Here is a 16210-nt window from a genome sequence, read left to right as displayed (position 1 = left end):
ACCGCATAATGCAATTGGTAGAATGTCTCCAGAAAAATTTGAAGAATATTGGAGACAAAATATGAACATTAATAAGCCTATTTTGAATATATTTAACAATGAGATATTAAATAACAATACGGTCAACTCTATTTAGGGATGTACATAATTTTCAGTCATCATGATTGACAGTTAACAACACAGCTAATTTACTTTGAAGAAAATAAAAAGTTATACTTATAGCCATCACAGCTTCCCTCTTCCAGCTTCAGCTTTAAAACTGTATAAATCGTTAAGATAGAATCTTTTGAAGAATTAATGCTGTAGAATTTGGCTTTTCGTCTACGAATTGTTTTGCATTTTGAGACATTACCATAAGCTCTTCTTTGTTCTCTTCATTTGTAAGGAATAAAACATATTCTGCAGCTGCATATTCATCTCCAAAAGCTTTTCCTCCGTCGGCAAAAATCAGCTCATCTGCTTCCGGGTTCTTTTTATAATGATTTCCAAAAATAACAGGAGTTCCAAATGTTGCTGCTTCAAGGATATTATGCAGTCCCGCATCATGAAATCCTCCTCCTACAACAGCTACATCGGCATAGGAATACAACTTCGACAATAGTCCGATACTGTCTACGATTAATACCTGAGCGCTGTACATTGAAAGCTGGCCTTTCTGTACCTCGCTATACAAATATGCGTCAGGAAATATATTTTTCAAATGCTCTACTCTTTTCAGATCATGGGGAGCTACAATCATTTTTACCGTTTCATTCTTTCCGGAAATCATCTCTGCCATCTTCTCTTCTGCCTGCCATGAGCTCCCAAAAACAACAGCTTTATTATTTCCAATAAAATCGCTGATAAAATTAACATGATTGTCACGATTCCGAAGTTGCTTGACACGATCAAATCGTGTATCTCCTGCCACCGAAGATTTCACTAACCCTACACTTTTAGCTAGCGCTAATGAGAGTTGTGTCTGATGAAAAAACCAATCTACATTCTTTTGAAGTTCTTTGGTAAACCATTTTCCATAAGAGGTAAAAAATGCTTGCCTTTCGTAGAATAATGCTGAGATCACATAAATCTTTGTTCCTTTATTTTTAAGTTCATCTAACAGATTATACCAATAATCATACTTCACCGTAAAAAATAGTTTAACATTCATTTGAGAAACAAATTCTCTTACAAGACTCTTTTTATCAAAAGGTAGATAACATATTACATCTGCTATATGATTTTTTTTAATAACATTTTCATATCCCGATGGCGAAAAGAACGTCACCAAAATTTTATGATCCAGAAATTTTTCTTTAAGCCTTTCCAGCACAGGCAATCCCTGCTCGTATTCTCCTAAACTTGCTGCATGCATCCAGATTACCTTATCTGTTTTTGAGAATACAGATTTCACTTTATGCAGAGACTCTTTTCTTCCTTCAACTCCTTTTTTAGTTTTAACATTAAACCATGAAAAGATTTTCATTCCAAGAATGAGGAGATTAATGAATATAGTATACAGAAAAGCCATTAGATTATTTTTCGATTTCAATTCTATCGTTATTCGTAGAAGGATTTGATATGACTAAAAATTCTACTTCTTCAGCAGATTCATTAGCAATAAAGTGTTTTATTTCCGATTCAATTGAAACAGATTCGCCTTGTCTTATGACTAGTTTTTTCTCATCAATATACAAAACTGCCTCTCCTTTTAATATGTAAAAAAATTGCTTAGCAACTCTGTGAAAATGCAATTTTTCTGAAGTTCCTACCGGCATTTTTTCCTGCTTAATGGATAAGTCCCGAGCATTTTTTAAGATCCAGCTATCACAACCGTCTCCCCAGGTATAATGTTCTGAATTATTTTTAGACTGTATCATTTAAATAAATGTGTAATGAAAAGAAGCAAAGGAACAAATCCGACAACACACAAAATAGCAACAATCATCGGAATCCGAGGCTTTGCATTTTCGTTAACAGAATATCTGAACGTATAATCCTGAATATTCAAAAAAATCATCGCAAGCAATATGAAAAGAATTCTCAGAGCAATTTTCATGATTAAAAACTGAGCCTCTTGATTTTGTTCTGTTATTTCTACCGGAAAATTAGAATCTTCAGGATGCTTTGTGATAAACATAAACAACAGATACATCAATATCCCTAACAAAGGCATCAGAAAAGCGTAGATTTTGCTCCCAAAACGATCTGGCTTACCTTCCAGATCAAAATGAACAGGTATCCTTTGAGGCAAATCATTGTAATTTTTAATGGTAAACCACCACAAAAAAGCAACACATCCAAAATTTAAAACATCAACAATTGTAAGTAAAGCATTTTCCATTTCGGATGGTTTTAAAAGAATTACAGAACGCTTTTAATCACTCTCAACTTATGAGTATGCTTATTCAATTCTTTATTGAATATTCCAGTGGAATCCAGGATATCAATTCTGACTTTTCCTGAAGCATGAATAATTTTTTGATTCTCCAGCATAATTCCTACATGAATAATTTTTCCTTCATCATTTTCAAAGAAAGCAAGATCGCCGGGTTGCGTTTCTTCCACAAAAGTAAGAGGTTCCCCAACTTCAGCCTGTTGATAAGTATCTCGAGGTAATTTAACATCATGAATTTTATAGACTAACTGGGTAAATCCAGAACAATCTACTGCAAAAAAACTCTTGCCGCCCCATAAATAAGGAACATTAAGAAATTCTCTTGCTGTAAGAGCGATGCTTTCACGTACATCATGGCTTCTTCTTGAAGCTACAACAGGAAACTCAACTTCAGATCCCATCGACAATAATGTTTTCCCATCATTCATCAATACGGAAGAGAAGTCTTCAGTAACGACAGTAACTTTTCTATTGGCCAGCTCTTCATCGGTTACAGGTTTTATCTGTTTAGTATCCATCCATCCTTCATAGCCATCATAGTGCATTTTTATCTTGGTCCAGTTCTTATTAACCTCAATAATATCTGCACTTTCGCCGAACAATATTTCCGTAACAATTTCTGCTTTATCAGAATTTTCAGCACGAACCGGTGCTACTGTAACTATACAAATTCCTTTATTCATTAACTTTAAATTTAAAGATGGAATAATTTAAAGATTAAAAAATTACGATCTGCAAAAAACCTCCAAATCCTTTTAATCTTCGAATATTTTAATTACTTCCTGCGAAGGAAGTTGACTCCATCACGCAAAGGTAAAATAAGATTTTCAAAATCTTCATCTTTTGCAGCCAAATCATTCAATTCTTTAATAGATTGGGTAGACTTCAGTTTTGGATTTTCTTCCAATACTTTTCCGTACCATAAAACATTATCAAATAGAATAACAGAGCCCGATTGTGTTCTGGGCTTAATGAGTTTAAAATATTCAGCATAATTTTCTTTATCAGCATCTACAAAAACCAAATCAAAAAACTCATCTGTTTCTTTCAAAAATTCTTTCGCATCCTGAAGCTTAAAATCAATTTGGTGAGCATACTCACTCGAATCAAAATATTTCTTTGGAAGATACGCAAGATCTTCATTCACATCCAGCGTGGTAATCTTTCCATCTTTTGCTAAACCTGTGGCCAGACATAAGGTTGCATATCCTGTAAACGTTCCGATTTCTAAAATATTCTTAGGCTGCAACATTTGGGAAATAATTGTCAAAAGCCTTCCTTGTTGATACCCCGAAATCATATGGGGTTGTGTCGTTTTTTGGTAAGTCTCTCTTCTTAATTTTCTAAGAATTTCAGATTCCGAAGAAGCGTGCGCTTCCAAATATCTATCCATTTCAGGATTCTTTTCTTCAAAAAAACTCATGCTGCAAATTTTTGGTATTCAAAATTACTTAAATATAAGGAAAAACCCTAATCATCTGTATACTCATTAAACTATCGGGAAAATCCCATGTAAAATACCGTAAAAACACGGATGTTATTTTTGTGGTATTAGTTATAGCTTTGCCAAGAGAACAAAGGGTAAAAACACTAAGAGAAACAAAATGATTGTGGCAGAAAAACAAACTAACCATGAGAATCAGAAAATCGCATTATCACGAAAAAATGCGAGGTATTCTGCACAAAAAACTAAGGCTGAAATATCCAATTCATTTTTACGCCGAATTATTTCATTATTGAAAAAAGAAGAATTAATTTGATTAATGAAAAAATCCCGAATTTCTTCGGGATTCTTTTTATTTATTAAATAAGATCAATTATTTTTTCGGAGCGATATCCATTAGCTTCATAAATTCATCCAGCTTAGGCATAATGATGATTTCCGTTCTTCTGTTTTCTGATCTACCGGAAACACTCATGTTTGTCGCTTTCGGATTGTATTCAGAACGACCTCCCGCTGTAATTCTTGCCGGATCAACACCAAATTGAGTCTGAAGTACTTTTGCTACAGAAGTTCCTCTTAAAGCAGAAAGATCCCAGTTATCTCTTGGAAGATTAGCAGAATTCAATGGAGCGTTATCTGTGTTCCCTTCAATCAATACTGAATATTTATCATAATCGTTGATTACTTTTGCTACTTTTCCTAGCACTTCCTGAGCAGCAGGCAGGATATTATAATCTCCGGTCTTGTATAACATTTTATCAGAAAGGGAGATCATTACCACACCTTTCAATACTTTTACTTGTACATCTTCATCTGACACATTATCCAAAGATCTCTTCAGCTTGTTAGACAACGCCAGGTTTAAGCTATCGTTTTTAGCATTGCTTGAAATAAGCTGCTTGATATAGGAGTTGGAAGCATTGATTTCTCCCACTAATTTATCAATATTAGCAGAACTTTTTCCAGTATTTGACAAACATGCATCCAGTGATGATTTTAAAGCATCATGCTGACTTTTTAGTAAATTATTCTCACCTGTCAATGCAGAATTTTGAGATTTCAAATCCTGAATTTCTCTCTGTCTTTCTCCAATATTCTCAATACATTGCTTATAGTTTGAGCTTAAGGCATCATATTGCTTCTTGCTTACACAAGATGTCATTCCTAACACCATTGCAGAAACTGCTAAAATTTTTAAAATCTTCATAAGTAATCATTTTTAGACTATTCAAAGTTAGGGAAATTCAATTGAATTATATGAGTTATCTTTGCATTAAAGAAATTCTCAACGTATATGTTGAAAAAATTAAGCTTTATAAATCAATTAGAAAATCTCATTCATCAGCCTGAAAAACACACCTATCTTTTAGCGGTGAGTGGAGGGGCCGACTCTATGGTTTTGGCCTCATTATTTCACGATTTAAGCATTCAAACATCAGAGAAACAATATGAGTTTCAGATAGCTCACATCAATTATAAACTTCGTGGAGAAGACTCTAATCTGGATCAAAAAGTAGTACAGGATTTTTGTGAGAAAAATCATATAAAATTCCACTTGTATGAAGTTTCTGAAAAAGATAAAAAACCGGAGAATTCTATTCAACTTTGGGCAAGAGAACTGCGATATCGTTTTTTTAAAGAAATTCAGGAAAAGGAAAATCTAGATTTTCTTGTTACCGCTCATCACCTCAACGATCAACTGGAAACGTTTATCATTAATCTTTCCAAAGCAGCCGGCATTAATGGATTAAGTGGGATTCCAGCTAATGACAATCATATCCTGCGCCCTCTTTTAAATGTTTCAAAAAAAGAAATTTACCAGTTTGCAGAAGACCACCACATTGAATTCCGGGAAGATCTTTCCAACAAGAAAAGTGATTATTTAAGAAATAAGATCAGGAATGAAATTGTCCCGAAATTACTGGAGACCAACGAACATTTCTTAGAAAACTTCAAAAAAAGCTCTTCCTATCTGAACCAAACGAAGGATTTTGTTCAAAAACAGATACAAAAAATTGAAAATACACTCACTCTATTTAACCAAGACTATAAAATCTTATCAAAGGAGAAGCTGGATCAGGAAAGCAATTTTGTAAAGTTTGAAATTTTAAAAAAATATGGGTTTAATCAAGAAGAAGAGATTCCCAAGATTTTTAAAGCAGAAAACAATAGTTCCTTTTTTTCAAAAGAATATCAATTGGTTGTCAACCGGGATGAATTGCTACTCATTGATAGAAACAAAAGTCAGAATATCAAAAACGAAATTCCACTGATTGACAGCTTTGATTTTTCCGAAACTCAAATTAATATCAGCCTCAACCTTACTATTGGAAGCATTGATGAAATCAATACAACTTTTGAGTGGGATTTTGATGCTGAAAAACTTCATTTTCCGCTGCGTTTAAGAAAACATCAGGAAGGAGATGAGTTCTATCCGGCTGGTTTTTCGGGGAAAAAGAAAGTTTCTAAATTTTTTAGGGACGAAAAATTATCTATTTTAGCGAAGCAAAAAATTTGGATCCTGACAGATCGTGATAATTCCGTACTTGGAATCATCCCTTTCAGGCAGGATAGAAGATATACAAAGGATGAGAAAACAAAAAATGTTCTCAAAATTTTTAATGAAACGAAAAATGAAATTTAGAAATTGGTTTTTATTAATTCTACTATTTTTAGCGACCGGAATTAATGCACAGATTAAAAATCCCGTCAAGTTTAAATTCACCATCAACGATTTGGGCAACAATCAGTATGAAGCTGTATTGAATGCTACAATGGAAAGTGGCTGGCACATTTATTCTAAAGATCTTCCTGAAGATACGGGAATTCCAACCGAATATAAAGTTTCAGGAAAAAATATTGAACTCATCGGAAAGTTTTCTGAAGTCGGAAAAAAACATGAAGAATTTTCCGAAGCGTTTGGAGGAACTATTGTTTTTTACTCCAATACCGCAGGGTTCAAACAAAAATTCAAATTAAAAGATCCTACAAAACCTGCTGACGTTACCTCTGAAATTACTTACCAGACTTGTGACGACAGGGTTTGTTTAGCTCCCAATACATTAGAGTTCAATCAAAAAGTAACTCCAAAAGGAGCAACGGAAGAAGCTACAGAGGAAACAGCGGGCGCTAAAAAAGATTCTGCAAAAACAGTAGAAACAGTTACTGAAGTTCCTTCAAAACAAGAAATGACTATTACTGAAACTTCAAAACTAGATCCTAAACAATTAAAGATTGAAACTTTAGATTTCAAAAAGCCATTAACAGATTGTGGAACAGCTTCTACAAAAGTGGAAGAAAACTATTGGACTTATCTGTTTTTAGGATTTATCGGAGGATTGATTGCTCTTTTGACACCATGCGTTTTTCCTATGATTCCATTAACGGTTTCATTCTTCACAAAAGGGAATAAAAACAAAGCAAAAGGGAAAAGAGACGCCCTTATTTACGGATTTTTCATCCTTCTTATTTTTGTTTTGCTAAGTATTCCGTTCCATGTTATTGACGGAATTGCAGGAAATATTTTCAACGAGATTTCTACAAGTGTATGGCTGAATATTGCTTTCTTTATTATATTCATCTTCTTTGCCGGAAGTTTCTTTGGGTATTATGATATCACATTACCAAGCTCTATAGCCAACAAATCTTCAAAAGCAGAAGAAGCAGGAGGGATCATCGGAATCTTCTTTATGGCCTTAACACTGGTTATTGTTTCATTCTCATGTACAGGCCCGATTTTGGGAAGTTTATTAGGAAGTGCTGTAACAGGTTCTGCCAATGTACCCATGTTATTAACATTTGCATTAGCCGGATTCGGGCTAGCCTGGGCTATTGTTTTCGGACTGTTGGCTTTATTCCCGCAAGCACTACAAAGTCTTCCGAAATCCGGAGGTTGGATGAACACGGTAAAAGTAGTTCTAGGTTTTGTAGAATTAGCTCTGGCCTTGAAGTTCTTATCTAAAGCAGATTTAGTATCTAAAACATTCTTCTTAAAAAGAGAACTTTTCATAGCCATATGGATCATTATTGCACTAGGACTGGCCCTCTATTTATTCGGATTAATTAAGTTCCCACATGATGATAAAAAACCTAAAATATCCATCACAAGAAAAATCTTAGGGGTATTAGGTTTTGGATTTGTTATCTACTTAATTCAGGGATTAATCCCTTCCGATCGTCCAAAACTTCAGTTATTAAGCGGAATTTTGCCTCCACTAAACGTAAGTTATTTCCATGATGAAAAAGACGGAATTTTAGGAATGCATCCGGAACATGACTTCTTTAAAGCTGTTGAAATTGCTAAAAAAGAAAACAAACCTATTCTCATCGACTTCACAGGATACGGTTGTGAAAACTGTAGAAAAATGGAAGAATTTGTATGGAGCGAAGCCGATATTTTACCTATCCTTCAGAATGACGTTGTATTGGCATCGCTATATGTAGATGACAAAGAAGAGCTTCCTGAGGAACAAAAAACCAAAATTGACCTTGGGGACGGGCAGATCAAAAAGGTAAAAACTATTGGGGACAGATGGAGTTTATTCCAACAGGTAAACTTCAACAACAACTCACAACCTCATTATGTTTTGATCACTCCTGATGGAAAAGTCATCAACACTCCGGTTTCAGGATATATGCCGAAAGAGGATTTTAAAACATTCTTAGAATGTGGTGTGAATTACTTCAAGAAAAACAAATAGGTTTTACCTCTAAAATACATCAAGCCTTATCAAATTATTGGTAAGGCTTTTTTAATGCATTGATTTTAACAGTATTTAAGTATAAATCATTAATGAAAATTGAAAATTATTAATACTTTTTAATTTTAGGTATGAACTTTGTATCAATTTTTCAAAATCACGATCGGATTTTCAAAGTTTTCATCAAATACCGTTTAACATTAAAAAATATTAATTATGGCCGAAGTAATCGCACAAGACAAACAGAGCGGCAGACAAAAGAAAAAGTTGATCAGAGTAGACATGACGCCCATGGTAGACTTGGGATTTTTACTCATCACTTTCTTTATGTTCACGACCAATTTCACCAAACCTAATGTAATGGATTTGGGACTGCCGGCAAAAGATCCGGATCCAAAAGCAATCAACGATAAAGTAATTGACTACAAAAACCAGGTCACTTTCATTCTCGGAGAAAACAATCGTGTATTTTACCATCAAAGTAATGCAAACGATTTAAATACAAGCAATCTAAAAGAAACCGATTTTAGCGGGATTAAGATTTCGAAAATCATTTCTGAAGCTTATAAAAATGCCCCTAATCCGGAAAATTTCACGGTGATCATCAAACCAACCGATGAAGCCAACTATAAAAATTTTGTAGATATGCTGGACAACATTGCTATCGCCAAAAAAGAGCGATACGGCGTTACAGATATCAAGCCTTGGGAAACAAAAGTTTATAAAGAGTTAGTTCAATAAACGGAAGGCCGTCTCACTATTGAGATGGTCTTTTTTATGATCGTTCAAAACATCATTTACAATTGATAAATTTACGATACATCTAAACGTCATAGGTTTCGAAAGTCTATAACGTTTTTTCATTTTATACCGTCAAAAGACTACCTTAAAAAAACTAATGAATACCCGTTGTACATTTTGATATTTTAATGCCAGTTCGGAGTAAAGTGGTTTTGAAGTCGGGAGCTGGAAACTGAAAGTAATGAAAGCCATAAAGAATAAAGATTCATCTTTTTTATTGGCCTTAAGGCAAAAATTAATGATGCTATAGGCTATCAATCATTATAACTGAAAGTAATCCAGCTTCTTTCTTCCGTCTTCCAGCCCTTTTACCCGAAAACAGCCTTTTAAAGTTTCCGGGGCTTTATGATTCTCATTATTTAAACACTTATTCTTTTTTGTTTAACTTTGAAAGTAGAATCCATCGGCAGCCATCTGCTGTTTTATTATTAACCTCTATACACATTGAAATCATGCTGAACTTTGAAAGAAAAGGAAACGGGAAAGAAACTTTAGTATTGCTTCACGGTTTTATGGAAAATCTATCTATCTGGAGTGATATGGAATCTCACCTTTCAAAAGATTTTTCTCTTTTAAAAATTGACCTTCCGGGTCATGGACAATCAGATATATTGGGTGAAGTACACACCATGGAGTTAATGGCAGATGAAGTTAAAAAAGTTTTGGATGATCAGAAAGTCAACAAAGTTCATCTATTGGGACATTCTATGGGAGGCTATGTATCATTGGCATTGGCGGAAAAACATCCCGAAACGTTAAAAAGTCTGACTTTATTTTTCTCCACTTATTTTCCGGATGATGAAGAGAAAAAACAACAGCGCATCAAGAGTTATAGAGTAATCAAGGACGCATTTGCTCATTATGCAAGAGTTGGAATTCCTAATTTATTTAATCCTAATGAGAGGGACACATTAGAAGGTAAAATTGAAATTGCTCTTGAAACAGCCCTTTCTACAAATAATATGGGCGCTCTTGCCTGCGTAAAAGGAATGGTAGAAAGAACCGACAAAAAACATATCATGCAAAATCTGGAAGCTAAAATTTTAGTACTGGCAGGAAAACATGATAATGCCGTAAAAACAGACATCACAATCAAAAATCTTCCGGACAGAACGAATATCAAATCTTATATCCTCGACTGCGGACATAATGGACATTGGGAGAAACCCGGCATCTGTGCAGAGATTATCAATACCGAACTCCTTCACAATCTCCCTAAGAAGCTGGTTTTATGATGAGACCGTTTAAACTTTTATATTGATTATTTTTAACCGCAAAAGGTTTAACCACTTAAGTTTCTCAAGCCAGACCTCATGCATAATAAGAACACCTAAGCTTTGTAAAAATCTTTGATTTTTATCTTATGTGGACTTTCCTATGAAATCGTTTTAAACAAGCTTACTTAAGTGAACTAAAGTGTTTTAAAAGGAGAGCTTCTAGGTATATAAAGTTTAAACAACTTTGATAATAGTATTACAACAAATCTAAATATTTGTTTAATAAAAATCCTGTATATTAGAGGGTATAATTTTTCGCAATGGGTTTATTCTCGTTAAAAAAAAAGAAACCACCGGTTATCGGACTTACTCTTTCAGGCGGAGGAATGCGTGGAATTGCCCACATTGCAGTTCTCAAAGCCCTGGAAGAATATAATCTGAAACCTCACATTATTTCAGGGACAAGTGCCGGCGCTATTATTGGCGCCTTTTATTCTTTCGGCAAAACTCCGGATGAAATGATAGAGATTGTAAGGGAAACTTCCTTCTTTTCACGATCTGCTTTAAAACTATCAAAAAACGGAATTTTCAGCTCTAATTTTATTTTAAAATTATTGAAAGATTATCTTCCGGAGGACAATTTCAATATCTTAGAAATTCCCGTTTATGTTACTGCCACAGACATGACACATGGCATTGTCGATTTCTTTTCTGAAGGAGAGCTCTTTACCCCTCTTCTGGCTTCTTCAAGTGTCCCATTTATTTTACCACCTGTAAGAATGGGCAACAAAATATATGTAGATGGCGGTGTTTTAGATAACCTCCCCATTGAACCCATCATGGATAAATGTGATTTCCTCATCGCATCCCACGTAAATTCCATCAGCTATGATGAGTTGAACAAAATGAGCCTTATGAAAGAGTTTGACCGCATCCTTCACTTAGCCATTGCAAAATCTGTTTATTCTAAAGTGAAATACTGTAATATATTTTTAGATCCTCCTAAAATGGCAAAATACAGCCTTTTTAGCAAGAAATATATGGATGAAATGTTTCAGTTGGTTTATGAGTACACTTGTGAAGAACTAGAACTCAAAGGATACCATAAAGATCGGAATAATACTGAAGAACCGGAAAACTAAAGAGCTTAAGTATTCAAGAGGTATGAACACAATCCGCTTATTTTAACAAGCACTTTTCTTTATAAATTCCCTTCTTCAACTTTGTTTTTAAACGTTTCAATAGTTGCCGATAATGACTCGTTGGATTTTCCTCCCGCTGCATTAATGTGACCTCCACCATTGAAGTATTTTCTGGAGAATTGATTCACATCCACATCGTCTTTACTTCTGAATGAAATTTTAATGAAATCCTCATACAAATCTTCCATAAAGAAAGCGGACATTTTAACTCCGGCAATACTCAGTCCGTAGTTTACAAAACCTTCGGTATCCCCTTTCTGGAAACCAAATTCTTTCAATTCATTTCTTGTCAGACTCAAAACTGCCACTTTACCATCATTTACCACTTCTATTCTCCCAAGAACCAAAGCGAGCAAATGAAGGCGAGATACCGTATTGGTATCCCAAGTATTGGAAGTGATCATCGCAGGATCTGCTCCATTCTCAATCAGATGGGCAATTATCCTGTGCGTCGTCGCACTCGTAGAGCGAAAACGGAATCCACCGGTATCGGTCATGATTCCTGTATAAAGACATTCTGCAATATCCTTATTTACCAGCTTTTCATCTTCCAATGCTTCTATAAAATGATACACCATCTGTGAAGTAGCCGGTATCACGGTATCAGAATAGACAAAATCAAATTTTTCCGGCTGCTGGTGGTGATCAATAAGAATTTTCTTTCCATCTGCTTTCACCAGCCAATCTCCCAGTAGTCCTATTCTTGATGGAGAATTAAAATCTAAACAGAAAATCACATCTGCACCAGCAATCATATCTGAAGCCAGCTTTCTTTTATACTCAGCAATGATTACTTTTTTAGCCTCAGGCATCCATTTCAGAAACTTTGGAAAATCATTAGGTACAATTACTTCTGCATAGATTCCCTTTGCTTTCAGATAATGTTTCAATCCTAAACTGGAACCAATAGCATCTCCATCCGGATTATAGTGGGTAAGGATAACTATTTTGTTTTCTGGAGTAAGTAATGTATTGATATCTAAAAGTTCTGCTGGTGTAAACATCTTGTGTTTATTTTCGTTAAAATTTAAGTTTTCAAAGATAGAGCTTTTATATAAATCATTTAAATATTATTTTTGCATAAAGAATTTCGTTTTCTCATCGGGATTTATAAATACCTGGTTAAAAAACATTTTAAATAATTTCAAAAAAAGATAATTAAAGTTTGTAACTTATAAAAATTTATATATCTTTGCAACCTGAAAATTAATAGATTAATTACGATTTAAACATATAGTAATGAGTAAAAGAACATTCCAGCCATCAGAAAGAAAGAGAAGAAACAAACACGGTTTCAGAGAAAGAATGTCTACGCCAAATGGAAGAAGAGTTTTGGCTGCGAGAAGAGCTAAAGGCAGAAAGAGATTAACTGTAAGTGCTGCACGCGCTAAGAGATAATTTCTAATTATCATATACAAATCATGCTTGAGAAGTTGCTTTTCAGGCATTTTTTGTTGTTAAAATTTACTAAAATTTAGGTTGTATAGACATCTTTTTTCTATTTTTAAAATTTGAAATATTTTTGTTTGAAACAGCCTTTAAAATTAAATTATGCCACATACAAATATCTCCGGAGACAATATCATAAGTTTACAACACGCAAAAATTGCGCAAAAAAACTTTACTGTTCTTTCTGATGTAAATCTTAACATTAAAAAAGGTAGATTCTGCTACCTTATCGGAAAAACAGGTTCCGGAAAAAGCTCACTTCTGAAAACCCTTTACGGACACATTCCTTTGGCATCAGGACACGGAGCTGTGGTTGGATTCGACCTGGCAAAGCTAAAACCCTCAGACATTCCTAACCTTCGAAGAAAATTAGGGATTGTATTTCAAGACTTTCAGTTACTATCCGACAGAACGGTTGAAAAGAACTTAAAATTTGTTCTTGAAGCAACAGGATGGAATGACAAAGTAAAAATGGAGGACCGCATCAATGAAGTATTGGGAAGCGTGAACATGAAAAGCAAAAAGCATAAAATGCCACACGAGCTTTCAGGAGGAGAACAACAACGTATTGCCATTGCCAGAGCCCTATTAAACCACCCTGATCTTATTTTAGCGGATGAGCCAACGGGAAACCTTGACCCGGAAACGTCTAATGAAATCATGACCTTATTAAAGCAGGTTGCCCTTGAAAACGGAGCAGCCGTAGTAATGGCAACACACGATTATCATATGATCCAAAACTTCCCGGGTGAAGCCATCAGATGTGAAGACGGAAAAGTCTCTGTATTGGATACGGCAGAATTATTCGAATAAAAATTAAATGATTGAAAAGTCAGAAATTACGAACTTCTAAAATCTGGTTTTTAACTTCTCTATTTAAAGACATGAAACTCTTTTGTGAGTTCAAGATATTGGTCCGAGTATTGTCTCGGACTTTTTTCTATAATAAAATCAGATTCTACTGAGTTTTTCAGGACCCTGGAAAACTCAAGGACAAGTCTTTTTGCTTTTGAATTTGCAATCCCCATAATATTAACCCTTCTGTTTAACAACAACCCATTTCCCTTCGCTATTGAAACAAACACCTCTCCTGCTTCCACTGGAATAATTACAGAAACAAGCCCGTTTTCAGACAAAAGCTGAACTGATTTTACAATCAATTGCTTAAAGTTTAATTCCACAGTCTGGCGTGCAATTTTATCTTTATCTGATCCTGACTCTTCAAAATAAGGAGGATTCGAAACAATCAGATCAAACGTTTCATCTGTTTCAAAAGTCTTAAAATCCTGATGTATATTTTTTAATCTGGCATGAAAAGGAGCGTTTTCAAAGTTAGTCTTTGTAAGGGCTACCGCATCCTCATTAATATCCAAACCTAGAAAAGCAGCATCTGCGTTCCGCTGTGCAAGCATTAAAGAAATTAATCCCGTGCCTGTTCCCACTTCTAAAACACGAAAAGCACCTTCAACATTTGCCAAAGCACCAAGCAAAACACCATCTGTTCCTACTCGAAAGACGTTTTTAGACTGTTGAATTTCAAATTGTTTAAATATAAAAGACTTCACTATAAATTGGTTGGTAACGTAATAATGAATGTTGATCCCTTCCCTACTTCCGATTTCACTGAAATCTCTCCTTTATAATCTTCAATCATTTTTCTCACCATAGATAATCCAAGTCCCATCCCACTATTTTTAGAAGTAAAATTAGGCTCAAAGATTCGTTCGTACATATTTTCCGGAATACCAATTCCATTATCCTGAACAGAAATCATCACTCTCCTTTGATGTTGTTCCACATCAACGTTAATGATCAATTTTCGCTCATCACTTTCTGCCTGTTTAGCATTGGTAACAAGATTGGTGATAATTCTGGAAAGGTAAATCCTATCCATATTAATCATAATATTATTCTTATTGGCATGCATAAAAATACTATCATCATTAAATACACGAAGAATATCCTCCACTTCCGTATTCAGGTTTATCACCTCATTATTTTTTTCAGGAAGCTTTGCAAATTCAGAGAAAGCTGATGCCACAGTAGCAATCAGATCAATCTGATCAACCATTGTTTTACTCATCTGTTTTACTCTTTCTTTAATATTCGGATCTTCAGGATCAAATTTTCTTTCAAAATTTTGAATGGTCAACTTCATAGGAGTAAGGGGATTCTTCACTTCATGGGCAACTTGTTTCGCCATCTCTCTCCAGGCCTCCTCCGAAGCTTTAAACCTTAGCCTTTCCTTTTGGTCCTGAATCTGTAAAATCATTCTGTTATAAGCTCTGGCTAAAGCATTGAGTTCATCATTTTTATAGTACCTGATGGGACGCATTTCATTTTCAAACAATGTAATACGTGTAATCATATCGGAAAATTTAGTAATGGTTTTAGCCAGGCTATTGGATGTTACCCAACTGATCCAGATACTAAACAAGATAAGGAAAATATCGACTAAAAGAATATATTTAACATATTCATGAAGAACCTCTAAATAAGCAGATTCATTATGATATAAAGGAATATAAACGACACCGATAGGTTCGAGTTCGTTATTTTTCAAAAGAAGATAGGAAGAAGTAAGCTTGGCATCTTTGGAGCTGTCATATCTCGTCATATCAACCCTGGCATCTAAGGATAAAATTTTATTAATAATATCAATAGGAATTGTTTTCTGCTCAACCTGAGATTCATCTTTATTTGAAATCAGATAATTCCCTTTCAAATCATAGATAACAATATCATGCTGGTTGATGTCTGCAATTTCAAATATTTTACTATTCAAAACTCTTGGAAGATCTTTTGTATCTACACGTTCACGGCTAATGGCATAATCCAGATACCCCATTACAGCATTGGTTTTCTCCTGCATGTCGGTATTACTTTGTTTTAAAGAATTATTTCTAAGAACAAAATAGGGAACGAGCGATGTAGCCACAACGCTTAAAAAGCAGACTAACAAAAAACCTAAAAATACCCGGTTTCTTAAGCTATATCCTTTATATTTATTAATTGACATC

16 protein-coding genes are annotated in these 16210 nt (G+C 34.5%); 7 read left to right on the top strand and 9 right to left on the bottom strand.

What is annotated here, in order from left to right; genetic code table 11:
* Nucleotides 1–271: 271 nt before the first annotated feature.
* The 6 genes from CW752_RS08080 to CW752_RS08055 all read right to left on the bottom strand — a co-directional run bounded on the left by CW752_RS08080 (nt 272) and on the right by CW752_RS08055 (nt 5028).
* Nucleotides 272–1510 (bottom strand): 3-deoxy-D-manno-octulosonic acid transferase, encoded by a 1239-nt coding sequence (locus CW752_RS08080; protein ID WP_101239236.1) that lies wholly within the window; start codon nt 1508–1510, stop codon nt 272–274.
* 4 nt (nt 1511–1514) lie between these two features.
* Complete coding sequence (locus tag CW752_RS08075; protein ID WP_101239232.1) at nt 1515–1859, bottom strand: cupin domain-containing protein; 345 nt, start codon at nt 1857–1859, stop codon at nt 1515–1517.
* On the bottom strand, nt 1856–2323 hold the full coding sequence (locus CW752_RS08070; protein WP_101239231.1) for a DUF1648 domain-containing protein: 468 nt from the start codon (nt 2321–2323) through the stop codon (nt 1856–1858). The genes CW752_RS08075 and CW752_RS08070 overlap by 4 nt, the downstream gene beginning before the upstream one ends.
* Nucleotides 2324–2343: 20 nt before the next feature.
* Nucleotides 2344–3060 (bottom strand): C40 family peptidase, encoded by a 717-nt coding sequence (locus CW752_RS08065; protein ID WP_101239230.1) that lies wholly within the window; start codon nt 3058–3060, stop codon nt 2344–2346.
* A 92-nt stretch (nt 3061–3152) separates the two neighbouring features.
* Nucleotides 3153–3800, bottom strand: a complete 648-nt coding sequence (locus tag CW752_RS08060; RefSeq protein ID WP_101239229.1) for an O-methyltransferase — start codon at nt 3798–3800, stop codon at nt 3153–3155.
* Between the two features lie 394 nt (nt 3801–4194).
* A complete protein-coding gene (locus tag CW752_RS08055) occupies nt 4195–5028 on the bottom strand; it encodes an OmpA family protein (RefSeq protein ID WP_101239228.1) in 834 nt (277 codons plus the stop codon).
* Between the two features lie 87 nt (nt 5029–5115).
* Here CW752_RS08055 and tilS point away from each other — a divergent pair, with 87 nt between their 5' ends.
* From tilS to CW752_RS08030, 5 genes are all read left to right on the top strand, one after another.
* Nucleotides 5116–6465 carry a tRNA lysidine(34) synthetase TilS gene (gene tilS / locus CW752_RS08050; protein ID WP_101239227.1) on the top strand — a complete coding sequence of 450 codons (1350 nt, stop codon included), beginning with the start codon at nt 5116–5118 and terminating at the stop codon, nt 6463–6465.
* Nucleotides 6455–8521, top strand: coding sequence for a protein-disulfide reductase DsbD family protein (locus tag CW752_RS08045; RefSeq protein WP_101239235.1), 2067 nt, complete (start codon nt 6455–6457; stop codon nt 8519–8521). Before tilS ends, CW752_RS08045 begins: the two co-directional genes overlap by 11 nt.
* 216 nt (nt 8522–8737) lie before the next feature.
* Entirely contained in the window at nt 8738–9262 is a 525-nt protein-coding gene (locus CW752_RS08040) for a biopolymer transporter ExbD (RefSeq protein ID WP_101239226.1), read from the top strand.
* A 512-nt stretch (nt 9263–9774) separates the two neighbouring features.
* A complete protein-coding gene (locus tag CW752_RS08035) occupies nt 9775–10557 on the top strand; it encodes an alpha/beta fold hydrolase (protein WP_101239225.1) in 783 nt (260 codons plus the stop codon).
* Nucleotides 10558–10859: 302 nt separating this feature from the next.
* Complete coding sequence (locus CW752_RS08030; RefSeq protein WP_101239224.1) at nt 10860–11681, top strand: patatin-like phospholipase family protein; 822 nt, start codon at nt 10860–10862, stop codon at nt 11679–11681.
* Nucleotides 11682–11740: 59 nt separating this feature from the next.
* Here the strand turns inward: CW752_RS08030 and CW752_RS08025 are convergent, their stop codons facing one another.
* A complete protein-coding gene (locus CW752_RS08025) occupies nt 11741–12745 on the bottom strand; it encodes a DHH family phosphoesterase (protein ID WP_101239223.1) in 1005 nt (334 codons plus the stop codon).
* 235 nt (nt 12746–12980) lie between these two features.
* On the opposite strand from CW752_RS08025, the gene rpmH reads away from it, so the two are divergent.
* On the top strand, nt 12981–13139 hold the full coding sequence (gene rpmH / locus CW752_RS08020; RefSeq protein ID WP_002976260.1) for a 50S ribosomal protein L34: 159 nt from the start codon (nt 12981–12983) through the stop codon (nt 13137–13139).
* A gap of 153 nt (nt 13140–13292) precedes the next feature.
* On the top strand, nt 13293–14003 hold the full coding sequence (locus CW752_RS08015) for a cell division ATP-binding protein FtsE (RefSeq protein ID WP_101239222.1): 711 nt from the start codon (nt 13293–13295) through the stop codon (nt 14001–14003).
* 59 nt (nt 14004–14062) lie between these two features.
* On the opposite strand, the gene CW752_RS08010 is transcribed toward CW752_RS08015, so the two are convergent.
* The gene (locus CW752_RS08010; protein ID WP_101239221.1) at nt 14063–14755 is read right to left on the bottom strand and encodes a tRNA1(Val) (adenine(37)-N6)-methyltransferase; all 693 of its coding nucleotides are present in this window, start codon (nt 14753–14755) and stop codon (nt 14063–14065) included.
* Nucleotides 14755–16209, bottom strand: a complete 1455-nt coding sequence (locus CW752_RS08005) for a sensor histidine kinase (RefSeq protein WP_101239220.1) — start codon at nt 16207–16209, stop codon at nt 14755–14757. The genes CW752_RS08010 and CW752_RS08005 overlap by 1 nt, the downstream gene beginning before the upstream one ends.
* Nucleotide 16210: the final 1 nt, after the last annotated feature.

The sequence above is a fragment of the Chryseobacterium sp. PMSZPI genome (assembly GCF_002835665.1).
Taxonomy (GTDB): domain Bacteria; phylum Bacteroidota; class Bacteroidia; order Flavobacteriales; family Weeksellaceae; genus Chryseobacterium.
The sequence above is the reverse complement of the archived record's forward strand: the minus strand, read 5'-3'. Positions and strand labels throughout refer to the sequence as shown.

Excerpts from the sequence above, each read along its gene's own strand:
- CW752_RS08005 (WP_101239220.1), bottom strand. The coding sequence starts at position 16,209 with ATGTCAATTAATAAATATAAAGGATATAGCTTAAGAAACCGGGTATTT.
- CW752_RS08035 (WP_101239225.1), top strand. The coding sequence starts at position 9,775 with ATGCTGAACTTTGAAAGAAAAGGAAACGGGAAAGAAACTTTAGTATTG.
- CW752_RS08025 (WP_101239223.1), bottom strand. The coding sequence starts at position 12,745 with ATGTTTACACCAGCAGAACTTTTAGATATCAATACATTACTTACTCCA.
- CW752_RS08075 (WP_101239232.1), bottom strand. The coding sequence starts at position 1,859 with ATGATACAGTCTAAAAATAATTCAGAACATTATACCTGGGGAGACGGT.
- CW752_RS08040 (WP_101239226.1), top strand. The coding sequence starts at position 8,738 with ATGGCCGAAGTAATCGCACAAGACAAACAGAGCGGCAGACAAAAGAAA.
- CW752_RS08070 (WP_101239231.1), bottom strand. The coding sequence starts at position 2,323 with ATGGAAAATGCTTTACTTACAATTGTTGATGTTTTAAATTTTGGATGT.
- rpmH (WP_002976260.1), top strand. The coding sequence starts at position 12,981 with ATGAGTAAAAGAACATTCCAGCCATCAGAAAGAAAGAGAAGAAACAAA.
- CW752_RS08045 (WP_101239235.1), top strand. The coding sequence starts at position 6,455 with ATGAAATTTAGAAATTGGTTTTTATTAATTCTACTATTTTTAGCGACC.
- CW752_RS08055 (WP_101239228.1), bottom strand. The coding sequence starts at position 5,028 with ATGAAGATTTTAAAAATTTTAGCAGTTTCTGCAATGGTGTTAGGAATG.
- CW752_RS08015 (WP_101239222.1), top strand. The coding sequence starts at position 13,293 with ATGCCACATACAAATATCTCCGGAGACAATATCATAAGTTTACAACAC.
- CW752_RS08060 (WP_101239229.1), bottom strand. The coding sequence starts at position 3,800 with ATGAGTTTTTTTGAAGAAAAGAATCCTGAAATGGATAGATATTTGGAA.
- CW752_RS08030 (WP_101239224.1), top strand. The coding sequence starts at position 10,860 with ATGGGTTTATTCTCGTTAAAAAAAAAGAAACCACCGGTTATCGGACTT.
- tilS (WP_101239227.1), top strand. The coding sequence starts at position 5,116 with ATGTTGAAAAAATTAAGCTTTATAAATCAATTAGAAAATCTCATTCAT.
- CW752_RS08080 (WP_101239236.1), bottom strand. The coding sequence starts at position 1,510 with ATGGCTTTTCTGTATACTATATTCATTAATCTCCTCATTCTTGGAATG.
- CW752_RS08065 (WP_101239230.1), bottom strand. The coding sequence starts at position 3,060 with ATGAATAAAGGAATTTGTATAGTTACAGTAGCACCGGTTCGTGCTGAA.